The organism is Streptomyces sp. UF-297 (genome assembly GCF_058245575.1).
Map to the genome: position 1 here is coordinate 82,513 of NZ_JBSIBZ010000011.1, position 24,127 is coordinate 106,639.

The window sequence follows — 24,127 nt, forward strand, 5'->3', positions numbered from 1 at the left end:
CGGCCACCGGGGAGTTGGCTGCTGCCGCCACCTGTCTGACCAGGGCCTTCTCCGTTCACAACAGCCATGATGGCGGAGGGGACAAGGGCACGACAGTGATACCTCCCACCGTTCGATCATGACTTTTGTCATGGGTGCAGATTTCGGACACCCCTTCCGCGGCAGCGGCGTTCAGGTGCGGACTCGCGTCAGCTGAACACCGCAGGCCCCCGGCATAACAATGATCCAGCGGGCTGCCCTGACGGGGTCCTGACGCCGTCAGCCGGCACGATCCGTTCACGGAGCGCCGCTGACCACGGCGGCCCCAACAGCAGGTGTGCCGGTAGAAACACTCTGCGGGTGCTGGACGGCATCGCCCCGCGCCCGGCCGACGTGCCGATGATTTCCTCGATGAGCGGCGAGATGCTCGCGGGCCCGGCGGCCGAGGAGTCGGCCGCCGCGGACGCGGAGGCGGCCGAGAGCAAGGCGTAAGGTCCGCACACAGGGCTTGCCTTTTCGTAACGGAAATCGCCCGCAAGGAACCGTTCGGCCGGTTCCTTGCGGGCGATTCGGGTTTTCGGCATCCGCCGCTCGGCGAACACTCGCTACTCGGCGAACACCGAGCGCAGCAGCTTGCTGTTCGCCTTCGAGACGACGCCCAGCAAAATGAGTCCGCAGACGGCCTGCTCGATCCTCAGCCACACCGGGAACGCGCCGGGCAGTGCGACGATGATGGCGATGGCCACCACCATGATTCCCGACGCCAGCCGCAGTCGCAGGAAGGACTTGGCGTGGCCGCGGGAGGCCCGGGCCGCGAACGAGGTCATGAGCAGAGAAGTGGCGACGACGATGATGCAGCGGACCCATGCGGCGTCGGTCGCGATGTCGGGGTGGTCGCGCAGCACAATGATGGCGATGAGCGTAAGGACGCTCAGGGCGACGTAGCAGCCGACGAGCCGTTTGGTGCTGCGGAAATTCCGCTGGACGCTCTCGTCGTCCAGGCGTTCCGCCGCGATGACCCGGGTTGTCATGGTGGTCCTTTCGCTTTCCTGCTGGTGCTCGGACGAAACTCGCGTTGAGCCTGCGGGCCGTCTCCCGGAATTCCAGTCGTACCCATGCAACGTCTCTTACGACAACGGATGATTCTCGTCGGCGCCGTGTGCTCGGTAGTGAGATCTCCCATTGGTCGCACATGACAAATGTCATGAATTTCTAGGGGTAGCGGGCGGCTCCCTCACCGGGCGCGGCCGCCTGAGCAGGGCGAGTCGTCGAGCCCACGGGCCCAATGGGCTTCCACGACGGCCACTTGGATGCGGGCGGACCGGCCGCCGGGGCGCCGGCGCCCGTACCGTCCGGAGTCACTGTGCAAAGACGGCTCGTGCGATCCGGCGCGCGTAGGTACGTTGTACGTAGGCGCCAGGGGCGCCCGTCTGTTGCGGTAGCGGTATTGCTAGAAGGTGTGGCTGTTGTGTTGATGACGGGGAAGATCCTGCGGTTCGACGAGGTTCGTGGATACGGCTTCATCGCCCCCGACTCGGGGGACGAGGACGTTTTCATGCACGCGAACGATTTGGTCGACGAGAAGCCCGCCTACCAGGCGGGCAACCAGGTGGAGTTCTTCCTGGAGGCGGGGGAGAAGGGCCCCAAGGCATCCAAGATCCGCCTCCTGCACAAGCCGGCGGGCCGGCCGCTCGCCCACGACTCGCTGGCCTCGGGTCCGGGGCGTACGACCGCGCAGCGGAGCCTGCCCCAGGACGACCTGTGCGACGTGCTGACCACGGCCGACCTCAGGAGCGAGCTGCTCGAAGCCCTCGTCTCGGCCGACGAGAGCCTGACGGCCGGGCAGATCCAGCGGATCCGCGCGAGCATCGTCGACCTGGCACGCGACCACGGATGGGTCGAGGGCTGACACCCGGCCGCGTACCAACACCCACCCCACCAGCGGACTTTATGCACCAAGGGTGCCGCAGCCATGCCCGCATAGCTGCGGCGCCCCTATGCACCCGCGCTCCGCCCGGCGGCAGCAACGGGCAGGGCAGGGAAGGGAGCCGACGCTCGGGACTCTCCGGCACCGCCGAGATCTTCGCGATGCGGTACCCGGGCCGCCGGGACCGCCGCGGTGAAGAGCCGATCGGCACGGTGGCCGCCATGGCCGACCAACTGGCCGCCGCCCTGCGCCCGTGGACCGATGTGCCCTTTGCCCTCTTCGGCCACAGCATGGGCGCCGGGCCGGCCTTCGAGACCGCGCTGCGACTGGACAAGGACGGCGCGCGGCCCACCATGCTCTTCGCCTCCGGACGCCGGGCCCTCTCCCTCTTCTGCAACGAGGCCGCCCACCAGCGTGACGACGACGGACCACCGACGGCGCCTTCGGCATGGCCGTCTACCCCGGAGGCCACTTCTGCCTGGCCGACCGCCCAAAGGACATCAACGAGCGCCTCGCCTGCCACGCCCGCACCGCGACCGCCACCCCGTAACGGCCGCTCAGAGCCAGTCCCGCCGCTTGAAAATGAAATACAGGCTGACGCACACCACCGCCATCAGCACGATCGCGAAGGGATACCCCAGCACCCAGTGCGTCTCCGGCATGAAGTCGAAGTTCATGCCGTAGATCGTCCCCACCAGCGTCGGCGCGAAGAGGATCGCCGCCCAGGACGAGATCTTCTTGATCTCCTCGTTCTGCTCGAAGCCGGCTTCGGCCAGGGCGCGCATCTCGGCGTTCTGCTGCTGGTTCACCAGGGTCGCGTTGACGGTGAGGATGTCCTGGAGGGCCTGGCGGAAGCCGTCGACGCGTTCGGTGGTGTGGGTGGCGTGGTCGGCCACGTCGCGCAGGTAGCGGCGGAGTTCCTCGTCGATGCCGTACTTCTCGAAGCCGGCGGTGAGGCCTTCGAGCATGCCGTTGAGCGGGCGGGTGGCGCGCTGGAACTCCACGACCTCGCGGGAGAGTTCGTAGATACGGCGCGAGACGCGCGGATCGCCGCCGAAGACCTCGGTCTCGATCTCGTCGATGTCGTTCTGGACCCCGGCGACGACCGGCGCGTAGCCGTCGACGACGGTGTCCAGGACCGCGTAGAGAACCGCTTCGGGCCCGCGCTTGAGGAGTTCGGGGGTGCCCTCCATGCGGCGGCGTACGGAGGACAGGTCGGGGGCCGCGCCGTGCCGGACGGTGATGACGAAGTCGGGGCCGACGAAGATGTGCAGCTCGCCGAAGTCGACTTCTTCGGCGTCGTCCATGTAGCGGGCGGCGCGCAGGACGACGAAGAGGGTGGCGCCGTAGCGCTCCAGCTTGGGGCGCTGGTGGGCCTCCAGGGCGTCCTCCACCGCCAGCGGGTGGAGGTCGAACTCGGAGGCCAGGACCGCCACTTCGGCGGTGGAGGGGCGGTGCAGCCCGATCCAGGCCATGGAGTCGGGCGTGGAGCGCAGATGCCGGAAGGTGTCGGCGAGGGTGTCGTGGGTGCTGACCCGGTGGCCGCCTCGGTAGAGCGCGGCGTTGATGAGGCTGCTCGCCGCGGCGGGCCGGCCCTCGGCCGTGACGGGTTCGGGCGTGGTGCCGGCGGGCGGGGCGGGGGCGGGCCGCTTCTTGGCGGGCTTCTTGCGCAGCGCGCGCAGTCCGCGTCGCCGTCGGCCGGGCGGCTCGCTGCCCGTGGCGCTCATCGCGGAACCGACCTCCGAGACAACTGGGGTGAACAGGAACACAAGAACTCGACGCAGGATATATGGCCGGGGTGTCGACGCTGGTCAGTGCCCATGGTGCAGGATGGGGCAGGCATGTGACGCCACACGTGTGTCATGTCCGGCCAGGTTTGTATGTTTATCCCTAGAATTGCGCGATGCACACACCGCTACCGCAGATATCCAGCGCGCCCCCGAACGAGGTGATTCGGTGAACGGGCCCGATGCCACCGACGAACAGTGGGAAGGGCTCGCCGAGGTCGTCCCCCTTCGCAGCAGCAGTGAATGGCCGTCTTGGCCTGACCACCGCGCCCTGCCTGAGGAGGAACCGGACGAAGAGATGCGGCGTTTCGTCGTCATCCGCGTCCAGACCTTCGCCGACGCCCGCGAGGTCGCCGAGTACCTGATCGCCCAGATCCCGGTCCTGCTCGACCTCTCCGTGGCCGACACCGATGTCGCCAAGCGCATCCTGGACTTCTCCAGCGGCGTCGTCTTCGGACTCGGCAGCGGGATGCACCGCGTGGACACCAATGTCTTCCTGCTCGCTCCCGTCGGCACCGAGGTCGCCGCGCCGCAGGCCGGGGCCGTACCCCGATCGTAGGAAGACCCGCCGGGCAAAACGGTTCTCCGGAACGGCGGCTGCATAGCGTCCGCTCATGGACACTGACTGCGCGCGCCCGGTGGTCGTCGAATTACGCCTGTCCGCTTTCAAGTCGCACCGCGGTCGCACGCTGCCGCTGGGGCCGCTGACCCTGTTGTCCGGCGCCAGCGGCAGCGGCAAGAGCGGCGTACTGCAGGCGTACGAGATCCTCGCGCGGCTCGGCGGCGGGGCGCGCCTGGAGCGGGCCGTGGCGGCGGCGGGCGGCGCGGCGGCGTGCGTGCCGCAGTGGGCGCGCCCCGACGGCGAGGGCCGGCGCGGCTTCCGCATCGGCTGCACGGTCGACGGCCCGGCCGGTGAGATCCGCCTCGACCTCGCCGTACAGGCCGAGCCCGAACTGCGCATCGTCGGCGAGCGGCTGACCGGCGGCGGCACGACGCTGCTGACCACCGCGCTCACGGACCCGGCGCGGCGCGCGGTCCAGGCGGCCTGGCACACCGCGGGCGCGGTGCCGGTGACCCGGGCCCCGCTGCCGGACGACCTGCTGGGCACGGCCCTGCTGCCGCTGCGGGTGGCGGGCAAGACCGAGGGCCAGCGGCTGGTGCTGGCCGCGGCCGAACAGGTCGTGGTCGCGCTGCGCTCGGCGTTCGCCTGCGATCCGCGTCCGGAGGCGATGCGGGGCGCGGCGGGCGGCGCAAAGCCCCATGGTGCCAACGGCGTTGGGGATGCCGGTGTCGAGGGCGCCTGGGGGGACGAGGGGCGGCTGGGCTCCGCGTGCGACAACCTCCCGGCCGTCCTGGAGCGTACGAGCCGGGAGTGCTCGCGGCGGCACGCTGCCCTGGTCTCCGCCGTACGGGCCGGGTGTACGGGACCCGTCGAGGGGCTGTGGGCCGAGGAGCGGGCGGCCGTGCCCGGCGGGCCGCCGGTGCTGCAGGCGCTGATCGGGCGCGGGGAGCTGGGGACCATGCCGGTGGAGCGGCTGGGCGACGGCGAGCTGCGCTATCTCGCGCTGGCGCTCGTCCTGCTCACCGGGCCGAGCGTGCTGGCGATGGACCCGGTGGCGGAGGTGCTGCCCGCCCGGCAGGCGATGGCCGTACTGGCGGACGGCCTGGACCGCTGCATGGACCGGCGCCAGGCCCGCGAACTGCTGGAGCTGGCGGTACGCATGACCGAGCGCGGGCACGTCCGGCTGCTGGCGGCGGTGCGGGACGCGTCGGCCGCGGAGGGGCTGCCCGGTGTGCGGGTGCTACACCTAGGGGTATGAGCGAGGATCTTCACACATTGCAGAAGCGGCTGGCCGACTTCGCGGCGGCCCGGGACTGGCAGCAGTTCCACACCCCCAAGAATCTGGCCGCGGCGCTGAGCGTCGAGGCGTCCGAACTGGTCGAGATCTTCCAGTGGTTGACGCCCGAGCAGTCGGCCGCGGTCATGACGGATCCGCGGACGGCGGGGCGGGTCGAGGACGAGGTCGCCGATGTGCTGGCGTACCTGCTGCAGTTCTGCGAGGTGCTGGGGATCGACGCGCTGACGGCGCTGGCCGCCAAGATCGATCGCAATGAGACGCGGTTCCCGGCGAAGTCGGGCCAGGAAGGCCAAAAAGTCCGGGAAAGTCACCCGGGCCGGGAGGGTTGAAACGCTCTTCGTCACTCTCCGGAGTGATGGATCTTTCCACATCGTCGTGGTTGTCCACAGATTTGCGAATTCCTCTGGCTTTTTTGTCGGTTCAAGTTCACGCTAGGTAGCGGAAGATGAACGCAGCGGAGGCGGGCAACGGGCGAGGGAGGGGTCGCGGATGGATGCGGTGCGAATCATCGCGGCCAGTCGGCGCGGTCTGGCGCAGGCGCGGACAGTGCAGGAGATCGTCGTCGAGGCGTGGCAGGCGCAGGCCCTCGCGGAGGCGATCGGCAGCCATCTGGCGATATCGGGACCCCACGAGGTGCGCTCCAGAGCACACCGGCTGAGCGACGCCGGCTCCCGCCCGGTCGGGGCGCTGCTCTGCCCCTTGCCCAGAGCCGACTCCCTGCGCGCCGCCCAGCTCTCCGAGGTCCGCGACGCCCGAGCCGCCCTCCTGGGCCTGTGCGGCCTCCTCGGCGAGGTCTGCGAGGCCCTGGTGAACATCGTCTGCATCGCCGACGAGGAAGGCCTGTACTGGCACTGCGTAGAAGCCATGGACGCCGCCGACGCCTCCAGAGACCGCGTCTCCGGCATCCTGAAACGCCTCACCACACGCGACCGAGACCCGGCGTGACGCGCCGCCGCCGTATGCCGGTCCCCCGCGGGCGGGCCGCGGGCCGCGGGCCGCGGGCAGGGGGCGGGTGGGGGCGGGCCTGGTCCGTCAGTGGTGCCAGGGGAGCCGGACCGGTTCGGCGGGCGCTCCCGCGGCGCAGAGGCCGGCTACCAACCCGGCCAGTCCGAGCGGGTGGATCGTGTCACTGCTGGCGGCCAGCTCGTCCGCAGTCCACCAGCGGTGCCCTGCGTGGTACTTGAGCTCGTGAGGTTCCTGCCCGGTGGTGTCGACCTGGTGGGAGACAACCCGGTAGTGGAAGAAGAGGTTCTGGAACAGTCCTGAGGCCCAGCCGAGGTCGGCGTGCCCAGACGTCTCCGCGATGCAGCGACCGAGCGCACCCGGTTCGACGGACAGCCCCGTCTCCTCGCGCAGTTCCCGGGCAGCGGCTTGCGCCGGCGTCTCGCCGTCTTCCATGCCCCCGCCGGGGGTTGCCCAGCCGTACCCGGCCTCTGGCCTCTCGGGATCGACGTGGAACTTGAGCAGCAGTACCCGGTCGGCTTCATCGAGCAGTACTACTCGGGCGGATCGGCGGCAGTAGCCCTCATGACCAGACATTCCGGCAGGCTAAGCCAGGAGCACATGAGGGCGCCCGTGAAATCTGCTGTGGCAGGCACGTGCCATGGCCCGCTGGGCTTGCTCTGGTACTGCGCTGGGGCGGGGGTGAGGGATGGGGGATGGGGGTGGGGCGGGGAGGGTGGGGGCGGGGGGGACCCGCCCCCGGAGGGGTGAGGCAGGGGTGGTTCAGTCGGTGGGGAGGTCCCTGCCGGGACGGTCCGTGCCGTAGGGGGTGCCGGGGCCGTCGCTTCCGGAGGCGGTGCTGTCAGGGGTGTTGTGGGTGGGGGAGACCGGGGGGCGGTTGCCGGGGGAGTGCAGGTCTGTGCTGAGATCGGAGAGGTCGGCGTTGAGTGCTGCCATCAACTCCTCCATCTGCTGCAGGAGACCTTTGGGCGCGCCCTGCTGCTCGGGTACGGCAGCCTGGTCCGGCACGGCTTCCTGGGACATGCGGCCTCCTCGGCCTGGGCCCTCCCCTTCGGGGGAGGACGGCGTTGCACTTGTCGCGACCGGCAGCGGCCACCGGTGCGCGGGCCGGGCGGTCCGACTCCGCCCTCGCCAACGATCACCGAACTACAGAGTCACTGGCCCGCGCGCGAGCGACCAGCAGTGTTGACGGATATTCACCCGACGGTGGAACTCCAACCGAGGGCGGGGGCTAACGATTGACGTGCGTTCGAGAGTGCAGGATGGGGGCATGGATCTCCGTATCTTCACCGAGCCCCAGCAAGGCGCTTCGTACGACACCCTGCTCACCGTCGCCAAGGCCACCGAGGACCTCGGCTTCGACGCTTTCTTCCGTTCCGACCACTATCTGCGCATGGGCAACGCCGACGGGCTGCCCGGCCCCACGGACGCCTGGATCACCCTGGCCGGGCTGGCCCGGGAGACCAAGCGCATCCGCCTGGGGACGCTGATGACGGCGGGCACCTTCCGGCTGCCCGGCGTGCTGGCCATCCAGGTGGCCCAGGTGGACCAGATGTCGGGCGGCCGGGTGGAACTCGGTCTGGGCGCGGGCTGGTTCGAGGAGGAGCACCGGGCGTACGGCATCCCCTTCCCCAAGGAGAAGTTCGCGCGCCTGGAGGAGCAGTTGGCGATCGTCACGGGGCTGTGGGCCACCGAGGTCGGCCAGGAGTTCAGCTTCGACGGCACGTACTACCAGTTGGAGAAGTCGCCCGCGCTGCCCAAGCCCGCTCAGCGCAAGCTGCCGGTGCTCATCGGTGGCCACGGTGCGACGCGTACCCCGCGGCTGGCAGCGCGGTTCGCCGATGAGTTCAACATCCCCTTCGCCTCGATCGAGGACAGCGAGCGGCAGTTCGGGCGGGTGCGGGCGGCCGCGGAGACCGCCGGGCGCAAGGGGGACGACCTGGTGTACTCCAACGCGCTGGTGGTCTGCGTGGGCAAGGACGACGCCGAGGTGGCGCGGCGGGCCGCGGCGATCGGCCGCGAGGTGGAGGAGCTGAAGGCCAACGGGCTGGCCGGTTCGCCCGCCGAGGTCGTCGACAAGATCGGGAAGTACGCGGACATCGGGGCGTCCCGGGTGTACCTGCAGATCCTGGACCTGGATGATCTCGACCACCTGGAGCTGATCGCCTCGCAGGTGCAGTCGCAGCTGAGCTGAGCCGGGAGGGGCGCCGCCCTGCACCTCGCCCCGCGCCCCGCGCCCGCCGTACGTACCGCGCGTACGGCGGGCGCGGAAAACTGGTTGGGAAAAAGGGGGCAGGTCGGGCAATACTCAAACGCGTGTTCCTGACCATCAGTACAACTGGCAGCACCGACCGTCCCGCGACCGACCTCGGATTCCTGCTGCACAAGCATCCCGACAAGTCGCAACGGTTCTCCACGTCCCACGGCACCGCGCATGTGGTGTACCCCGAGGCGGACGACGAGCGCTGCACGGCCGCCCTGCTGCTGGAGGTTGACCCCGTCGTGCTGGTCCGCCGCGGCCGCGGCAAGGGCCGCGGTGGCGCACCGGACTCGACGCTGGCCCAGTACGTCAACGACCGCCCCTACGCGGCCTCTTCACTGCTGGCCGTCGCGATCGGCAGCGTCTTCGCCACCGCCATGAAGGGGCAGTGCACGGCCCGCCCCGAGCTGCCGGGGCAGCCGCTGCCGCTGCGCATCGAGGTCCCGGCGCTGCCCGCGCGCGGCGGCGCGGAGCTGGTGCGCCGCCTCTTCGAGCCGCTGGGCTGGACGGTGTCCGCCGAGCCGGTGGCGCTGGACGAGCAGTTCCCCGAGTGGGGCGACTCGCGCTACGTACGCCTCGTACTGGAAGGGGAGCTGCGGCTGTCGCAGGCGCTGCGGCACCTGTACGTCCTGCTGCCGGTGCTGGACGACGCCAAGCACTACTGGGTCGCGCCCGACGAGGTCGACAAGCTGCTGCGGGCCGGGCAGGGCTGGCTGGAGAGCCACCCCGAGCAGAAGCTGATCGCGGGGCGCTACCTGGCGCGCCGCTGGTCGCTGACGCGCACGGCGCTGGAGCGCCTGGAGCTGGCGCGGCTGGCGGAGGCGGACGACGTGGAGGCCGAGGAGCTGGACAACGCCGTCGACGAGGAGGCGGACACCGAGGAGCGCCCGGTGCCGCTGGCGGTGCGGCGGCGCGAGGCGATCCTGGAGGTGCTGCGCTCCGCCGGTGCGGCCCGGGTGCTCGATCTGGGCTGCGGGCCGGGCCAGTTGGTGGGCGCGCTGCTCAAGGAGCGGCAGTTTACCGACATCGTCGGGGTGGACGTGTCGATGCGGGCGCTGCACGAGGCGCGGCGCCGGCTGCGGCTGGAGCGGATGCCCGAGCGGCAGTCGCAGCGGGTGCGGCTGCTGCAGGGTTCGCTGGCGTACACCGACGCCCGGCTCACCGGCTACGACGCGGCGGTGCTCAGCGAGGTGATCGAGCACGTCGACCTGCCGAGGCTGCCGGCGCTGGAGTACGCGGTCTTCGGCGCGGCCCGGCCCGCCACGGTCGTGGTGACCACGCCGAACGTCGAGTACAACGTGCGCTGGGAGTCGCTGCCCGCGGGGCAGGTGCGCCACCGCGACCACCGGTTCGAGTGGACGCGGCAGGAGTTCGGCGACTGGGCGCGGCAGGTGGCCGAACGGCACGGGTACGCCGTGGAGTTCGCGCCGGTGGGACCGGAGGACCCCGAGGTGGGGGCGCCGACCCAGATGGCCGTGTTCCGTATCGGCGCCGCGTCCGCCACGGACAGCGCGAGCCACGCCGCCGTCACCGGCACCACCACGACAGACACGACAGACACGACAGACACGACAGACACGACAGAAAACACGACGGAAAAGGAGGCCGTGGCATGACCGAGCACCCGACCACCGGGCGCGCCCTGGCCGTGCCCGACCTTTGCCTGGTGGTGCTGATCGGCGCCACCGGATCGGGCAAGTCCACCTTCGCCGCCCGGCACTTCAAGCCCACCGAGGTCATCTCCTCCGACTTCTGCCGCGGGCTGGTCAGCGACGACGAGAACGACCAGGCCGCCACCAAGGACGCCTTCGAGGTGCTGCACTTCATCGCGGGCAAGCGCCTGGCGGCCGGGCGGCGCACCGTCATCGACGCCACGAGCGTGCAGTCCGAGTCGCGCGGGCAGCTGGTACGGCTGGCCCGCGAGCACGATGTGCTGCCGGTCGCGATCGTGCTGGACGTCCCCGAGGAGGTGTGCGCCGAGCGAAACGCCCGGCGCGCCGACCGGGCCGGGCTGCCGCGCCGCGTCATCCAGCGCCACCAGCGCGAACTGCGGCGCTCCCTGCGGCACTTGGAGCGCGAGGGCTTCCGCAAGGTGCACATCCTGCGCGGCGCGGAGCAGGTCGAGGCCGCCGAGGTCGTCACCGAGCGCCGCTTCAACGACCTGCGCCACCTCACCGGCCCCTTCGACATCGTCGGCGACATCCACGGCTGCCGCTCCGAGCTGGAGACGCTGCTGGCCGAGCTGGGGTACGCCATCGAGCGGGACGCGCTGGGCCGCGCCGTGGACGCCGTCCACCCCCAGGGCCGTACGGCGGTCTTCGTCGGCGACCTGGTGGACCGCGGCCCGGACAGCCCCGGCGTGCTGCGCCTGGTGATGGGCATGGTCGCGGCGGGCCACGCGCTGTGCGTGCCGGGCAACCACGAGAACAAGCTCGGCCGCTACCTGAGCGGCCGCAACGTCCAGCACACCCACGGGCTGGCCGAGACCATCGAGCAGCTGGAGCGCGAGGAAGCTGCCGACCCCGAATTCCGGTCGCGGGCAGCGGAGTTCATCAGGTCGCTGGTCAGTCATTACGTCCTGGACGGCGGCGCGCTGGTGGTGTGCCACGCCGGGCTGCCGGAGAAGTACCACGGCCGTACGTCGGGCCGGGTGCGGTCCTTCGCGCTGTACGGCGACACCACCGGCGAGACCGACGAGTTCGGGCTGCCGGTGCGCTACCCGTGGGCCGAGGACTACCGCGGCCGCGCCGCCGTCGTCTACGGCCACACGCCGACCCCGCGTGCGGGCTGGCTCAACAACACCATCTGCCTGGACACCGGCTGTGTGTTCGGCGGGAAGATGACCGCGCTGCGCTGGCCCGAGCGCGAGCTGGTGGACGTACCGGCCGAGCAGGTCTGGTACGAGCCCGCCAAGCCGCTGCTCAGCGAGGCGCCGGGCGGCGCGGACGGGCGCCCGCTGGACCTGAAGGACGTGCACGGCAAGCGGGTCGTGGAGACCCGGCACATGGGCCGGATCGCGGTCAAGGAGGAGAACGCCGCGGCCGCGCTGGAGGTGATGAGCCGCTTCGCGGTCGACCCGCGGATGCTGCCCTACCTCCCGCCGACGATGGCGCCCACCGCCACCTCCCAGGAGGAGGGCTACCTGGAGCACCCCGTCGAGGCCTTCGCCGCCTACCGGGCGGAGGGGGTGCGCGAGGTGGTGTGCGAGGAGAAGCACATGGGCTCGCGGGCGGTGGTGCTGGTGTGCCGTGACGCCCAGGCCGCGGCCGAGCGGTTCGGGGCGGCGCCCGGTGTCACCGGCGCGCTCTACACCCGTACCGGCCGCCCGTTCTTCGACGATACGCAGACGACCGAGCAGATCCTGGCGCGGCTGCGCGCGAGCGTCGAGGGCGCCGGGCTGTGGGACGAGCTGGACACCGACTGGCTGCTGCTGGACGCCGAGTTGATGCCCTGGTCGCTCAAGGCCGCCGGTCTGCTGCGGCAGCAGTACGCCGCCGTGGGTGCCGCGTCCGGCGCGGTGCTGCCCGGCGCGCTGGCCGCGCTGGAGTCGGCCTCGGCGCGCGGCGTGGACGTCACGGAGCTGCTGGGCCGCCAGCGCGAACGGGCCGCGGACGCCGCGGCGTTCACCGACGCCTACCGCCGCTACTGCTGGCCGGTCGAGGGTCTGGAGGGCGTGCGCCTGGCGCCGTTCCAGGTGCTCGCGGCGGCGGGCAAGAACCTGGCGACCGTGCCGCACGACCGCCAGCTGGCCTGGCTGGACCGCCTGGTGGAGCACGACGCCGGCGGGCTGCTGCAGCGCACCGGCCGCCTGGTCGTGGACACCGGGGACGAGGCGTCCGTCGCGGCCGGCGTGAAGTGGTGGCTGGACCTGACGGCCGACGGCGGCGAGGGCATGGTCGTCAAGCCGCTGCAGGCGCTGGTGACCACCGGTGAGCGGCGGCTCGTACAGCCCGGCATCAAGTGCCGCGGCCGCGAGTACCTGCGGATCATCTACGGCCCGGAGTACACCCGGCCCGAGAACCTGAAGCGGCTGCGGGTGCGCCACCTGGGCCACAAGCGCTCCCTGGCGCTGCGCGAGTACGCGCTGGGCCTGGAGGCGCTGGACCGGCTGGCCGGGGACGAGCCGCTGTGGCGGGTGCACGAGGCGGTCTTCGCCGTACTGGCCCTGGAGTCGGAGCCGGTGGACCCGCGGCTGTGAGGCCGGGGCGCTGCGCTCTGCTGGAGGGGCGGTCAGGTATCCGCAGGCCGGTGGGGGCTGGTCGCTCAGTCCCCCGCGCCCCTTACAGGGCACGGGAGTTCACCTGCCTTCGGCACCCTCCAGGGCTCACCCGGCCCGCGCGGCGCGGTAGGACCGCCGGTAGTCGACCGGCGGTACGCCCACCGCGCGGGTGAAGTGGCGGCGCAGATTGGCGGCCGTGCCCAGGCCGCACAGCTGCGCCACCCGGTCCATCGGCAGATCGCCGCCCTCCAGCAACTCCCGTGCGCGGGCGATGCGTTGGGCCTGCAGCCACTGCAAGGGGGTGGTGCCGGTGGCGGCGTGGAAGCGGCGGGCCAGGGTGCGCGGGCTGGTGTGCGCCCTGCGGGCCAGGCCGGCGACGGTCAGCGGCTCCTCCAGGTGTTCGCGCGCCCAGTGCAGCAGCGGCGACAGGGAGGTGTCCGTACGGGCCGGGACCGGCGCCTGGATGTACTGGGCCTGGCCTCCGGGCCGGTGCGCGGGCGCGACCAGCTGCCGGGAGAGGGTGTTGGCCGCCTCGGTGCCGAAGTCCTCGCGCACCAGATGCAGACACACATCGATGGACGCGGTCGAACCGGCGCCGGTCAGCACATCGCCGTGGTCGACGTACAGGACCGAGGGGTCCACTTCCACGGCCGGATGGCGCTCGGCGAGCAGCGCGGCGTACATCCAGTGCGTCGCGGCCCGGCGCCCGTCCAGCAGGCCGGTCGCGGCGAGCGTGAAGGCGCCCGAACACAGTGACACCAGCCGCGCGCCCCTGCGGTGGGCCGCGCGCAGCGCCTGGACCAGCTCCGGCGGCGGATCGCCGTGCACATCCGCCGACGCCGGTACGACCACGGTGTCGGCGGCGACCAACTCCTTTGCGCCGTAAGCGGTGTCGGTGCGGAACCAGGAGCGGGAGCGGGCCGATGTGCCGTCCTCGGTGCCGATGGCACAGACCCGCAGGTCGTACCAGCCCTCGGGGGTGCCGGGCCGGTCGCTGCCGAAGATGTGGCAGGGGACGGCGACTTCGAAGAAGGGCATCGCGTCGGTGACCGCGACGGCGAGGGTAGGCATGGCAGGAATGTAGCGGGTGCTGTCGGTTCTGCCACTCGTGGGGTGCGGGCCGCGCGACGAAGCTGGACGGACATGACGATCTCTTCTTCGGCCTCCCCGGGGACCGGTGCGTCCGCGACGGGCACCACCCCCGGGGCCGCCCCCGACCCGCGCCGCTGGCTGGTCCTGGCCACCGCCTCGGCCGCCCAGTTCCTGGCCGTGCTCGACCTGATCGCGGTCACCATCGCCTATCCGGCCATCGGCGCGGACTTCGGCTCACCGCCCTCCTCGCAGCTGTCCTGGGTGCTCAGCGCCTACACGATCGTGCTGGCGGCGCTGCTCGTACCGGCCGGGAGGATCGCCGACGAGGCGGGGCGGCGGCGCTGCTTCCTGCTGGGCATGGTGCTCTTCGGGCTGGCCTCGCTGGCCTGCGCGGCGGCCCCCGGCCTCGGTGTGCTGATCGCGGCCCGAGCCGTCCAGGGGGTGGCGGCGGCCGTACTGATCCCCACCTCGCTGTCCCTGGCGCTGCCCGTCTTCCCGGCCCGGGAGAGGGCCACGGCGGTGGGCGTGTGGACCGCGGTCAGCGCGGTGGCGGCCAGCTCCGGACCGGTGATCGGCGGGCTGCTGGCCGCCTCCGACTGGCGGTGGATCTTCCTGATCAATGTGCCGGTGGTGCTGGTCGCGGTGGCCGTGGGCCGGCTGCTGCTGCCGCGTTCGGTACGGGGGCCGCGGCACAGCCTGGACCTGCCGGGCAGCGCGCTGGTCCTGCTCACCGTCGCCGCTCTGGTCACCGGCTTCGTCCAGGCCCCCGAGTGGGGCTGCACGGCGCCGGGCACACTCGCCTTCCTGGCGGCCGGTCTGCTGGCGGCGGGGCTGTGCGTACGCCACGTACGCCGGGCCGCCGAGCCCGTCGTGGAGCCCGCCCTCTTCCGCACCCGCGGCTTCACCGCCGCGACCCTGGGCCTGCTGGTCTACTTCGTCGCCTACTCCGCGATGACGCTGGGCACCACGCTGCTGTTCACCGAGGTCTGGCACTTCTCCTCACAGGATGCGGGTCTGGCGATCGCGCTCTGGCCGCTCACCGTCCTGCTGGTCTCCGCGGTCTCGGGCCGCGCCGTACGGGCCCTGGGGGAGCGGGGGACGGCGCTGCTGGGGGCGGCGGCCTTCACCGCGGCCCCCCTGTGGTGGCTGGTGGCGGCGCCCGCGGGCGGCGGTGACTACGCCGCCGGATACCTGCCCGGCCTCGTCCTCGCCGGAGTGGGAACGGGGCTGTTCCAGCCGGTGATGTTCGCGGCCACCGGGCGCCTGGCGGCCGGCCGGCTCTCGCTCGGCTCGGGCGTGCTGATGGTCGCCCGGCAGGGAGGTACGGCGCTGGGCGTGGCCGTACTCGTGGCGGTCGTGGGGCACCGCACCACGCCGGGGGCGCTGCACACCGGCTGGATCCTGATGGCCCTGACGGCGGCCGCCGCCCTTCTGGCCGCGGCGGCGCTGCGCAAACCGGCGCCGTGACGCCGCGGCCGTGACGCCGACCGCGTAACGCCGACCGCGTGACGTCAGGCCCGTAACGCCGACCGCGGGACGCCGGGCCCGTGACGCCGACCGCGTGACGCCGCGCCCCCTCCCGTACCACCCGTCCCGCTGTCCGGATCAGGCCCCTTGGCCCCCCTCCGCCTCACACATCGAGTGATCTCACCGGAATCCGGCCAGGATGGGGGGATGGGATTCCATGTCGACTCCGAGGCCGGGCGGCTGCGCCGCGTCATCCTGCACCGCCCCGATCTGGAGCTCAAGCGCCTGACCCCCACCAACAAGGACGCGCTGCTCTTCGACGACGTGCTGTGGGTGCGCCGGGCCAGGGCCGAACACGACGCCTTCGCCGACGTCCTCAGAGACCGCGGCGTGGAAGTGCACCTCTTCGGGGACCTGCTGGCCGAGAGCCTTGAGGTCCCCGAAGCGCGTGCGCTCGTACTGGACCGGGTCTTCGACGAGAAGGAGTACGGGCCGCTGGCCACCGACCACCTGCGCGCCGCCTTCGACGAACTGCCCGTCCCCGACCTGGTCCAGGCCCTGGTCGGCGGCATGACCAAGCGGGAGTTCCTGTCCTGGAGCGCCGAGCCGACCTCGGTGCGCTTCCACGTCATGGATCTGGACGACTTCCTGCTGGGCCCGCTGCCCAACCACCTGTTCACCCGCGACACCTCCGCCTGGGTGTACGACGGGGTGTCCATCAACGCCATGCGCTGGCCGGCCCGGCAGCGCGAGACCGTGCACTACGAGGCGATCTACCGGCACCACCCGCTCTTCACCCACGAGGACTTCCGGGTCTGGTCGCAGGGCCAGCGCGACTACCCCTCCACCATCGAGGGCGGCGACGTCCTGGTCCTCGGCAACGGCGCGGTGCTCATCGGGATGAGCGAGCGCACCACGCCGCAGGCCGTGGAGATGCTGGCGCGCGGGCTGTTCGCGGCGGGCTCGGCGCGCACGATCGTGGCGCTGGACATGCCCAAGCGGCGGGCCTTCATGCACCTGGACACCGTCATGACGATGGTCGACGGGGACACCTTCACCCAGTACGCGGGCCTGGGCATGCTGCGCTCGTACACCATCGAACCGGGCTCGGGCGAGCGCGAGCTGAAGGTCACCGACCACCCGCCGGAGCACATGCACCGCGCCATGGCGGCGGCGCTGGGCCTGGACGAGATCCGGGTGCTCACCGCCACCCAGGACGTGCACTCCGCCGAGCGCGAGCAGTGGGACGACGGCTGCAACGTGCTGGCCGTGGAGCCGGGGGTGGTGGTCGCCTATGAGCGCAATGTCACCACCAACACCTTCCTTCGCCGCCGTGGCATCGAGGTCATTACGATTCCGGGGAGCGAGCTGGGGCGGGGCAGGGGCGGGCCGCGCTGCATGAGCTGCCCGGTGGAGCGGGACGCGGTGGGGGCGTGACGTTTTTGCGGCGGGGGCGCGGCGCCCCGCGGGAAGCGGCCGTCACCCACCGGCCGTATAGCGATGCATAGCGTCGTATACACTTCCAGCGTCCCCGTATGCCGCGACCTAGGAGCCCACCCATGGCGATAGACCTCACGGGCCGCCACTTCCTCAAGGAGCTGGACTTCAGCGCCGAGGAGTTCTGCAGCCTGATCGCGCTGGCCGCCGAGCTGAAGGCCGCCAAGCGCGCGGGCACCGAGGTACGCCGGCTCGTGGGCAAGAACATCGCGCTGATCTTCGAGAAGACCTCGACCCGTACGCGCTGCGCGTTCGAGGTCGCCGCCGCTGACCAGGGGGCCCACACCACGTACCTGGACCCGGCGGGATCGCAGATCGGCCACAAGGAGTCGGTCAAGGACTCCGCGCGGGTGCTCGGCCGGATGTTCGACGCCATCGAGTACCGGGGCAGCGCCCAGGACAACGTCGAGGAGCTGGCCGCGCACGCCGGGGTCCCCGTCTACAACGGCCTGACCGACCAGTGGCACCCCACCCAGATGCTCGCCGACGTCCTGACCATGGCCGAGCACGCCCCCGGCACGCCCCTGGAGCACATCGCCTTCGCCTACCTGGGCGACGCCCGCTACAACATGGGCAACTCCTACCTGATCACCGGCGCGCTGCTGGGCATGGACGTACGCATCGTGGCGCCCAAGGTGCTGTGGCCCGACGAGGCCGTCGTCGCCAGGGCGCACGAGCTGGCGGCCGCCAGCGGCGCGCGCATCCTCCTCACCGAGGACGTGCACGAGGGCGTGCGCGGCGCGGACTTCGTCGCCACCGACGTGTGGGTGTCCATGGGCGAGTCCAAGGAGGTGTGGGACGAGCGGATCGCGCTGCTGGGCCCGTACGCCATCACCATGGACGTGCTGGCGGCCACCGGCAATCCGGACGTGAAGTTCCTGCACTGCCTGCCGGCCTTCCACGACCTGGGCACGGACGTGGCCCGGGAGATCCACGCGCGGCACGGGCTGACCTCGCTGGAGGTCACCGACGAGGTCTTCGAGTCCGAGCACTCCGTCGTCTTCGACGAGGCGGAGAACCGGATGCACACCATCAAGGCGGTGCTGGTGGCGACCCTGGCCGGCTGAGACCCCGGCACCACCCTCTCCAACCCCGCCGTTCCACCCGCACCGACTGCACTTCGTGCACCACCTGCAAGACCAGAGAAGAGAACCACCCCATGCCCTCGTCAGGTCCGTCCGGACTGCGCATCAAGTCCCCCGACCTCCTCATCGCCGAATCCGGCGCGGACCTCGAAGGCCACGGCCTCAAGCGCACCATGGGGCTCTTCCAGCTCGTGTGCTTCGGCGTCGGCGCGATCGTGGGCACCGGCATCTTCGTCGGCCTGTCCGACACCGTCGGCCAGGCCGGTCCCGCCGTCCTGGTCTCCTTCGTACTCGCCGCCATCACCTGCGTGTTCACCGCGTTCGCATTCGCGGAACTGGGCGGCGCGATACCGGTCTCCGGCAGCTCCTACTCCTACGCGTACGCCACGCTCGGCGAGCGCACCGCCTTCCTGGTGGGCTGGTGCCTGCTGCTCGAATACGGCGTCTCGGTCTCGGCCGTCGCCGTCGGCTGGGGCCAGTACCTCAACGAACTGCTGCAGTCCCTCGTCGGCTGGCAGCTGCCCGCCGCCCTGTCCAGCCCGCCCGGCGACGGCGGCGTGGTCAACGTCCCGGCCGTCGTGGTGATGCTGCTGGCCGCGCTGCTGCTGGTACGCGGCATCCGCGAGAGCGCCCGGGCCACCGCCGCCATGGCCGTCCTGAAGCTCGCGATCCTGATCCTGTTCTGCGGCATCGCCTTCACCGCCTTCCAGGACGGCAACCTCACCCCGTTCGCCCCCGAGGGCATCGCCGGGATCACCTCCGGCGCCTCGGTCGCCTTCTTCTCCTACATCGGCTTCGACGCGATCACCACGGCCGGCGAAGAGGTCAAGAACCCCCGCCGCAACATCCCCGTGGCGATCATGATCTGCATCGGTGTGGTCACGGTCCTGTACTGCCTGGTGGCGCTCGCCGCCATCGGCGCCCTCAGCGCCGACCAGGTCGCCGACAAGCCCGCGGCGCTCTCCCTGATCGTCAACCAGGTCACCGACTCGGCCCTGGGCGGCGGCGTGATCGCCTTCGGCGCGGTCGTCGCCATCGCCTCGGTGGTGCTGGCGGTGATGTACGGGCAGTCCCGCATCCTGATGTCGATGTCCCGCGACGGGCTGATCCCCCGCGTCTTCGAGCGGATCTCGCCCCGTACCTCCACGCCGGTCGCCGGCACCTGGATCGTCGCCGTCGCCTTCGCGATCCCCGCGGCCGTCGTCCCGCTGGACGTGGTGATGAACCTGACCACCATCGGCACCCTGGCCATCATGGCCGTGGTCAACATCAGCGTGATGGTGCTCCGCCGCACCCGCCCCGACCTGCCGCGCCGCTTCCGCGTCCCGCTCTTCCCCGTCAGCCCCGTCCTGGGCATCGCCTTCTGCCTCTACCTGATCTACGGCACCGGTCCGGCGACCTGGCTCCAGTTCGGCGCCTTCCTCGTCGTCGGAGCGCTGGTCTACAGCCTCTACGGGCGCCGCAGGTCCCGCCTGAACGCCGCGGAGGTCAGCGACGCGGCGGCTGAGCCGGCACCGAAGGCAGGGTGAACCACACAGCCTTGCCGTGCTCGGTGGGGCGGCACCCGGCCGCCGAACTGAGCGTCCGTATCAGCAGCAGACCGCGCCCGCCCTCCTGGAACGGGTCGGTCCGCTGCTCGGGCACCCGCTCCCCGAGCCCCTCGAACGGCACCGGATCGCGGTCGTGCACCTCCACCTGACAGCCGGACGGCAGCAGCTCGACCACCAGCTCTATGGGGAAGCGGCCGTCGGTGTGCTCCACGGCGTTGGCGACCAGCTCGGCGGTCAGCAGCTCGGCGGTGTCGCTGTCGGCGGGCGCCGCGCCGTCCAGGGGCGCGTCGAGGTCCGCCAGCGCCGTACGGATCAGGGCGCGGGCGATGGGGACGGCGACCGCGGTGTGCGGCAGGGCGATCCTCCAGGAGGCGAGGGTGGAGGGTTCCGGCAAGGCGCTGTTTCCGTTCACAGAAGGCCAGAGGGGCCCGGGGGGATTGCGGACCGATCCAACAGGATGCCTCAACGGTACGTAGTTCAATATCGGACGGTCAGGGACAGGGGGCCGGAAGTGACCGGGACCACTTGACGCCCGCGGCCGGGACCTTCGCCAAAAACGCAGGACTTTCAGCAGGTTTGGCGGTAGGGCACCTCGGGGATGTACGCCGCCCACTGCGCACGGCTCAGCCCGCCGCCGGCCCGCTCGCACACCGCGGCGGTGACGCGGTGGGCGTCCAGGGCATAGGCCCGCAGCGGGACGTGGTCCCCGGCGGCGTACAGCGTCGCGCCGTCCGCGCCGAAGGACAGCGCGAGGACCGAGTCCCCCGGCGTCTTGAACGCCCCGCCCAGGCGCTGGTTGGTGGCCACGTCCCACAGCTGCAGCGTGCCCTGGCCGCCCGCCACGGCCAGGGTGCGGCCGTCGCGGGAGAAGGCCAGCGCCGCCACCGTGGTCGCCGCGTCCTGCTGCTCCTTGGTGAAGGTGCCCGACAGACTGCCCAGGCGCCGCCGGGCCGCGCCGTCCCAGACGGTCACCCGGCCCCCGTTCTCGCCCACCGCCAGATACCTCCCGTCCGGGCTGAACGCCAGCGCCGTCACCGCCACCGGGGCCGACTCCCGCCGGGTGGTACGGCCCGAGGGCAGCTGCGCGACCCGGTCGCCGGACCCCGCCAGCAGCCCGCCGTCCGGCCGCAGCGCCAGCGTCACCCAGCCCACGCCCCGCACCGTGCGCAGCCTGGCCCGGCGGCGCAGGTCCCACAGCTCGACCGGCCCCGCTGCCGTCTCCCAGGCCACCGCGAGGGTGTGCCCGTCCGGGCTCAGCGCGATCGCGTTGAGCGAGCCGACCGCCTCCTTGGGGCGGGGGAGGTCCAGGGAAGAGCTGCGCCCGGTCCGGCCGTCGTAGACGTACAGCCGCTGCGCCCTGCCGGGTTCATCGGGGCCCGCAAGGCCGTGGACGACGATCCGGCCGTCCGCGCTGAGCCCCAGCAGCTCCTGACAGTTCTCGTCGGGGCACGGCAGCCGCCGCAGGGCGGTGAGCCGGCGGCCGGTGTGCCCGTCCAGCAGCCGGAAGGTCTTGGCACCCGGGCCCCCCTCGGCCCGCGTGGTGGCCAGCACGGTGCCGTCCGGGCTGAACCGGGCGGCGGCCACGGCGCCGCGCTGCCACGCGGGCCCGTCCGCACTGCCGTGCTGCCACCCGGGGCCGACCGCACCGCCGACGTCCAAGGTGCGCACCATCGTCGCCACCTCGCCCTGCGGCATCAGCAGGGAGTAGCGGATCCTGCGCTGCTCGGTGTCCAGGCGCAGTTCCACGATGTCGTCCCCGGCGACCCCGTACCGGTAGACGGGTTCGTCGGGGTCCGAGGTGCGCCACAGCAGGATCTCGTGGGTGCCGGCGGCCGCGACGTAGGCGCCGTCCTCGCTGAAGGCCATGCGGGTCAGGCCGGGGAAGTCGATCCGGCCCAGCTCCCTGCCCGCCGTGACGTCCCATCTGCGGATCGCGCCCTGCTCCAGTACGGCCAGGACCGGGCGGGGGCCGGGGACGAACGCGAGCACGCCGTGGTGGTCGAAGGAGTCCCGGTCGCAGTCCGCCCGGGGCAGCCCGCCCTTGGTCAGCAGCCGTTTCGCGGCCACGTCCCACACCTCGATCCGCTGCGCGCGGCACAGCGCCAGCAGCCGGTCGTCCGGGCTGACGGCCACGCCCTCCACGCCCCGGGCCTCGGGCGCGAACAGCAGCCGCCGCCGGCCGACGTCCCACAGCTGTACGGAGGCGCCGGAACCGGTGGAGCCGACCACGAGCGTGCGGCCGCTGGGGGAGAAGCGCTCGGGCGTCGCCAGGGCCTTGGGCAGGGTGGCCTCGGCGCCCGAGGCCACCTCGCGCACCCGTACCCCGCCCTTGGGCCGCGCCAGCGCCAGCCGCCGCGCGTCGGGGCTCAGCACCGCCGGTGCCATGCCGCTCCCGGCCGCCGGGCCCCCGCTCCGGCGCCGCCGGGCCACGGTGTCCCACAGCCACACCTCCCGGTCGCCGAAGTCGACCGCGGTGCGCCCGTCGGCGCTCAGGCGCGCCGGTGCGTCCGTGGAGCTGGTGACCGGCACCCGGAACGCGTCCTGCTCCCGCTGGGTGGTCGCCGCCATCAGCGCCGCCCGCGTCTCGGTGGTCTCGGCGACGCCGTGCGCCGCGATGCTCAGCCGCAGCGCCGTACGGGGGTCGGCGTAGCGGTTGTTGTCGGCGACCGCCGCCACCCGGCGGGCCGCCGTCTCCACGCGCCGGCGCTCGTTGGTCCGGCCCTGCTGCCAGACCACGGCCCCCGCCACCAGCGCCAGCACGACGAGCAGGGACAGGCCGCCGACCAGCAGCCGCATCCGGCGGCGCTCCCGGGTGCCGTGCGCCTGGCTCGCGGCCAGGAACTCCCTTTCCAGCGGGGTGAGTTCCTCGGGGGCGAAGGCCGCTTCCCGCGCCGCGGTCAGCCGCGCGCCGCGGTACAGCGCGCCCGCGTCGCGCGCCAGCTCGTCCCAGCCGCGCGCCGCCTCCGTCAGCCGCCGGTGCAGCCGCAGGCGGCCGCGGTCCTCCTGGATCCAGCCGTGCAGCCGCGGCCAGGCCGTGATCAGCGCCTCGTGGGCCAGGTCGACGGTGGTGTCGTCGACGGTCAACAGCCGTGCGCGCACCAGCTGTTCGAGGACGAGCGCGGTGTCGGGCCCGGCGCCCGAGGCCAGTTCGGCCCGCACCACGCTGCGCCGGGTGTCCTGGGTGCCCTCGCCCGGGGTGATGAGCCGCAGCAGGATGCGCCGGGCCGTCTCCTGCTGCTCGGGGGACAGCCGCGCGAAGACCCGCTCGGCGGTCTTGGCGACCGCGCCGTGCACTCCGCCCGCCGCCTCGTAGGCCTCCTCGGTCAGCGCCCGCCCACGGCGTCTGCGCCAGGTCTCCAGCAGGGCGTGCGAGAGCAGCGGCAGGCCGCCCGGCGCGTCGGCGGTCTCCGCCACCAGACGTGCGGTCAGGGCCCGTTCGACGATCAGGCTCTGGGCGGCGGCGGGCCGTACCACCGCCTCGCGCAGCTCCTGTGTGCTCATCGGCCCCACCGGCAGGCTGGCCTCCCGCAGCGCCGCGGTAAGCCCCCGGTGCTCCAGGCAGCGACCGTAGAAGTCCGCGCGGACGCCCAGCACCACCCGTAACCCGCTGTCCGTGTCCCTGGCGTGCAGCAGCAGCCCGATGAACTCCGCGCGCTCGCGCCGGTCGTGGCAGAGCGTGAAGATCTCCTCGAACTGGTCGACGAGCAGCCAGGTGTCGCCCGGGGAGCCGGCCGGGGTGAACAGCTCGCGGTGGCTGCGCGCGGGCCGGTCGCCCGGGGTGAATAGGCGCAGCGCCGCCGGGCGCGGGAGCTGTGCCGTGCCGCTGTGCAGGGCGGCCGCCAGACCGGCGCGCAGCAGCGAGGACTTGCCGCTGCCGGAGGGCCCGAAGACGGTGGTGAAACGGTGCTCGCGCACCAGGCGCAGCAGGTCCTCCGTGAGCTGCGCGCGCCCGAAGTACCGCTCGTGGTCGGCCACATCGAAGCGGGCCAGGCCCAGGTACGGCGGCGGGGCGCCGTCGTCCTCGACGGTGTCCGGCGCGGGCTCGTGGGCGAGCTCGTGCCAGCGCCGCTCCCACTCCGCAGTGTCCCCGCCGCAGGCGCGTACGTAGGCCAGGGTGACCGCGAGGGTGGGCAGTTTCTCGCCCGCCGCGGCCTGCGACAGGGTGGGGACCGAATAGCCGGCGCGGGCGGCCAGTGCGCGGTAGGTCAGGCCGCCCGCCTCCTGGCGCAGCTTGCGCAGCGCGAAGGCGAAGCTGGGCAGCGGGCCCGCGTTCGGGTCCAGCGGATTCTCCTTGCGCCCCACCCGGCCCCGCCTCCCCTCCCTAGTGCGGCGGTCCGGCAAACGCTAGGGGATGCCCGGGGGACGCCGGGCCGGTTCGTACCGGACTGACCCGAACCCATCGGTCGACGCCCTATCGCGTTCTCGTGACGACAGTCACAAGG

General features: G+C 72.2%; 20 protein-coding genes and 1 pseudogene. 14 read left to right on the plus strand and 7 right to left on the minus strand.

Annotated features, from left to right (window positions below):
* The first annotated feature begins 339 nt into the window (after positions 1-339).
* Positions 340-471: a hypothetical protein gene (locus AC4IJH_RS09470; protein WP_490851124.1), complete on the plus strand. Its 132-nt coding sequence runs from the start codon at positions 340-342 to the stop codon at positions 469-471.
* Between the two features lie 113 nt (positions 472-584).
* Here the strand turns inward: AC4IJH_RS09470 and AC4IJH_RS09475 are convergent, their stop codons facing one another.
* Positions 585-1,010 (minus strand): hypothetical protein, encoded by a 426-nt coding sequence (locus tag AC4IJH_RS09475; protein ID WP_490851125.1) that lies wholly within the window; start codon positions 1,008-1,010, stop codon positions 585-587.
* A gap of 437 nt (positions 1,011-1,447) precedes the next feature.
* Between AC4IJH_RS09475 and AC4IJH_RS09480 the strand changes: the two genes are divergently transcribed.
* A complete protein-coding gene (locus AC4IJH_RS09480) occupies positions 1,448-1,888 on the plus strand; it encodes a cold shock domain-containing protein (RefSeq protein ID WP_490851126.1) in 441 nt (146 codons plus the stop codon).
* Between the two features lie 179 nt (positions 1,889-2,067).
* Positions 2,068-2,235: pseudogene (locus tag AC4IJH_RS09485) on the plus strand (thioesterase domain-containing protein); the annotation flags it as partial.
* 228 nt (positions 2,236-2,463) lie between these two features.
* Here the strand turns inward: AC4IJH_RS09485 and AC4IJH_RS09490 are convergent.
* Positions 2,464-3,633, minus strand: coding sequence for a magnesium and cobalt transport protein CorA (locus tag AC4IJH_RS09490; protein WP_490851127.1), 1,170 nt, complete (start codon positions 3,631-3,633; stop codon positions 2,464-2,466).
* Positions 3,634-3,862: 229 nt separating this feature from the next.
* Between AC4IJH_RS09490 and AC4IJH_RS09495 the strand changes: the two genes are divergently transcribed.
* From AC4IJH_RS09495 to AC4IJH_RS09510, 4 genes are all read left to right on the plus strand, one after another.
* The gene (locus AC4IJH_RS09495) at positions 3,863-4,252 is read left to right on the plus strand and encodes a cell division protein SepF (RefSeq protein ID WP_490851128.1); all 390 of its coding nucleotides are present in this window, start codon (positions 3,863-3,865) and stop codon (positions 4,250-4,252) included.
* Between the two features lie 55 nt (positions 4,253-4,307).
* The gene (locus tag AC4IJH_RS09500) at positions 4,308-5,513 is read left to right on the plus strand and encodes an ATP-binding protein (protein WP_490851129.1); all 1,206 of its coding nucleotides are present in this window, start codon (positions 4,308-4,310) and stop codon (positions 5,511-5,513) included.
* Complete coding sequence (locus tag AC4IJH_RS09505; RefSeq protein WP_490851130.1) at positions 5,510-5,881, plus strand: nucleotide pyrophosphohydrolase; 372 nt, start codon at positions 5,510-5,512, stop codon at positions 5,879-5,881. Before AC4IJH_RS09500 ends, AC4IJH_RS09505 begins: the two co-directional genes overlap by 4 nt.
* 160 nt (positions 5,882-6,041) lie before the next feature.
* Complete coding sequence (locus tag AC4IJH_RS09510) at positions 6,042-6,497, plus strand: DUF6099 family protein (RefSeq protein ID WP_490851131.1); 456 nt, start codon at positions 6,042-6,044, stop codon at positions 6,495-6,497.
* A gap of 87 nt (positions 6,498-6,584) precedes the next feature.
* Here AC4IJH_RS09510 and AC4IJH_RS09515 read toward each other — a convergent pair whose 3' ends face one another.
* Positions 6,585-7,091 carry an NUDIX hydrolase gene (locus tag AC4IJH_RS09515; RefSeq protein WP_490851132.1) on the minus strand — a complete coding sequence of 169 codons (507 nt, stop codon included), beginning with the start codon at positions 7,089-7,091 and terminating at the stop codon, positions 6,585-6,587.
* A 186-nt stretch (positions 7,092-7,277) separates the two neighbouring features.
* On the minus strand, positions 7,278-7,538 hold the full coding sequence (locus AC4IJH_RS09520) for a hypothetical protein (RefSeq protein WP_490851176.1): 261 nt from the start codon (positions 7,536-7,538) through the stop codon (positions 7,278-7,280).
* 247 nt (positions 7,539-7,785) lie between these two features.
* On the opposite strand from AC4IJH_RS09520, the gene AC4IJH_RS09525 reads away from it, so the two are divergent.
* The 3 genes from AC4IJH_RS09525 to AC4IJH_RS09535 all read left to right on the plus strand — a co-directional run bounded on the left by AC4IJH_RS09525 (position 7,786) and on the right by AC4IJH_RS09535 (position 12,973).
* A complete protein-coding gene (locus AC4IJH_RS09525; protein WP_490851133.1) occupies positions 7,786-8,709 on the plus strand; it encodes an LLM class F420-dependent oxidoreductase in 924 nt (307 codons plus the stop codon).
* Positions 8,710-8,831: 122 nt separating this feature from the next.
* Positions 8,832-10,391: a 3' terminal RNA ribose 2'-O-methyltransferase Hen1 gene (locus AC4IJH_RS09530; protein ID WP_490851134.1), complete on the plus strand. Its 1,560-nt coding sequence runs from the start codon at positions 8,832-8,834 to the stop codon at positions 10,389-10,391.
* Positions 10,388-12,973, plus strand: coding sequence for a polynucleotide kinase-phosphatase (locus tag AC4IJH_RS09535; RefSeq protein ID WP_490851135.1), 2,586 nt, complete (start codon positions 10,388-10,390; stop codon positions 12,971-12,973). The genes AC4IJH_RS09530 and AC4IJH_RS09535 overlap by 4 nt, the downstream gene beginning before the upstream one ends.
* 126 nt (positions 12,974-13,099) lie before the next feature.
* Here AC4IJH_RS09535 and AC4IJH_RS09540 read toward each other — a convergent pair whose 3' ends face one another.
* Entirely contained in the window at positions 13,100-14,065 is a 966-nt protein-coding gene (locus tag AC4IJH_RS09540; RefSeq protein ID WP_490851136.1) for a GlxA family transcriptional regulator, read from the minus strand.
* Positions 14,066-14,137: 72 nt separating this feature from the next.
* Here AC4IJH_RS09540 and AC4IJH_RS09545 point away from each other — a divergent pair, with 72 nt between their 5' ends.
* The 4 genes from AC4IJH_RS09545 to AC4IJH_RS09560 all read left to right on the plus strand — a co-directional run bounded on the left by AC4IJH_RS09545 (position 14,138) and on the right by AC4IJH_RS09560 (position 19,664).
* Entirely contained in the window at positions 14,138-15,553 is a 1,416-nt protein-coding gene (locus tag AC4IJH_RS09545; protein WP_490851137.1) for an MFS transporter, read from the plus strand.
* Between the two features lie 207 nt (positions 15,554-15,760).
* The gene (locus tag AC4IJH_RS09550) at positions 15,761-16,990 is read left to right on the plus strand and encodes an arginine deiminase (RefSeq protein ID WP_490851138.1); all 1,230 of its coding nucleotides are present in this window, start codon (positions 15,761-15,763) and stop codon (positions 16,988-16,990) included.
* 122 nt (positions 16,991-17,112) lie between these two features.
* Complete coding sequence (gene argF / locus AC4IJH_RS09555; protein ID WP_490851139.1) at positions 17,113-18,117, plus strand: ornithine carbamoyltransferase; 1,005 nt, start codon at positions 17,113-17,115, stop codon at positions 18,115-18,117.
* A gap of 92 nt (positions 18,118-18,209) precedes the next feature.
* A complete protein-coding gene (locus AC4IJH_RS09560) occupies positions 18,210-19,664 on the plus strand; it encodes an amino acid permease (protein WP_490851140.1) in 1,455 nt (484 codons plus the stop codon).
* Here AC4IJH_RS09560 and AC4IJH_RS09565 read toward each other — a convergent pair.
* On the minus strand, positions 19,624-20,079 hold the full coding sequence (locus AC4IJH_RS09565; protein WP_490851141.1) for an ATP-binding protein: 456 nt from the start codon (positions 20,077-20,079) through the stop codon (positions 19,624-19,626). The genes AC4IJH_RS09560 and AC4IJH_RS09565 overlap by 41 nt on opposite strands.
* Positions 20,080-20,252: 173 nt before the next feature.
* Positions 20,253-23,987 carry an nSTAND1 domain-containing NTPase gene (locus AC4IJH_RS09570; RefSeq protein ID WP_490851142.1) on the minus strand — a complete coding sequence of 1,245 codons (3,735 nt, stop codon included), beginning with the start codon at positions 23,985-23,987 and terminating at the stop codon, positions 20,253-20,255.
* Between the last annotated feature and the right edge of the window lie 140 nt (positions 23,988-24,127).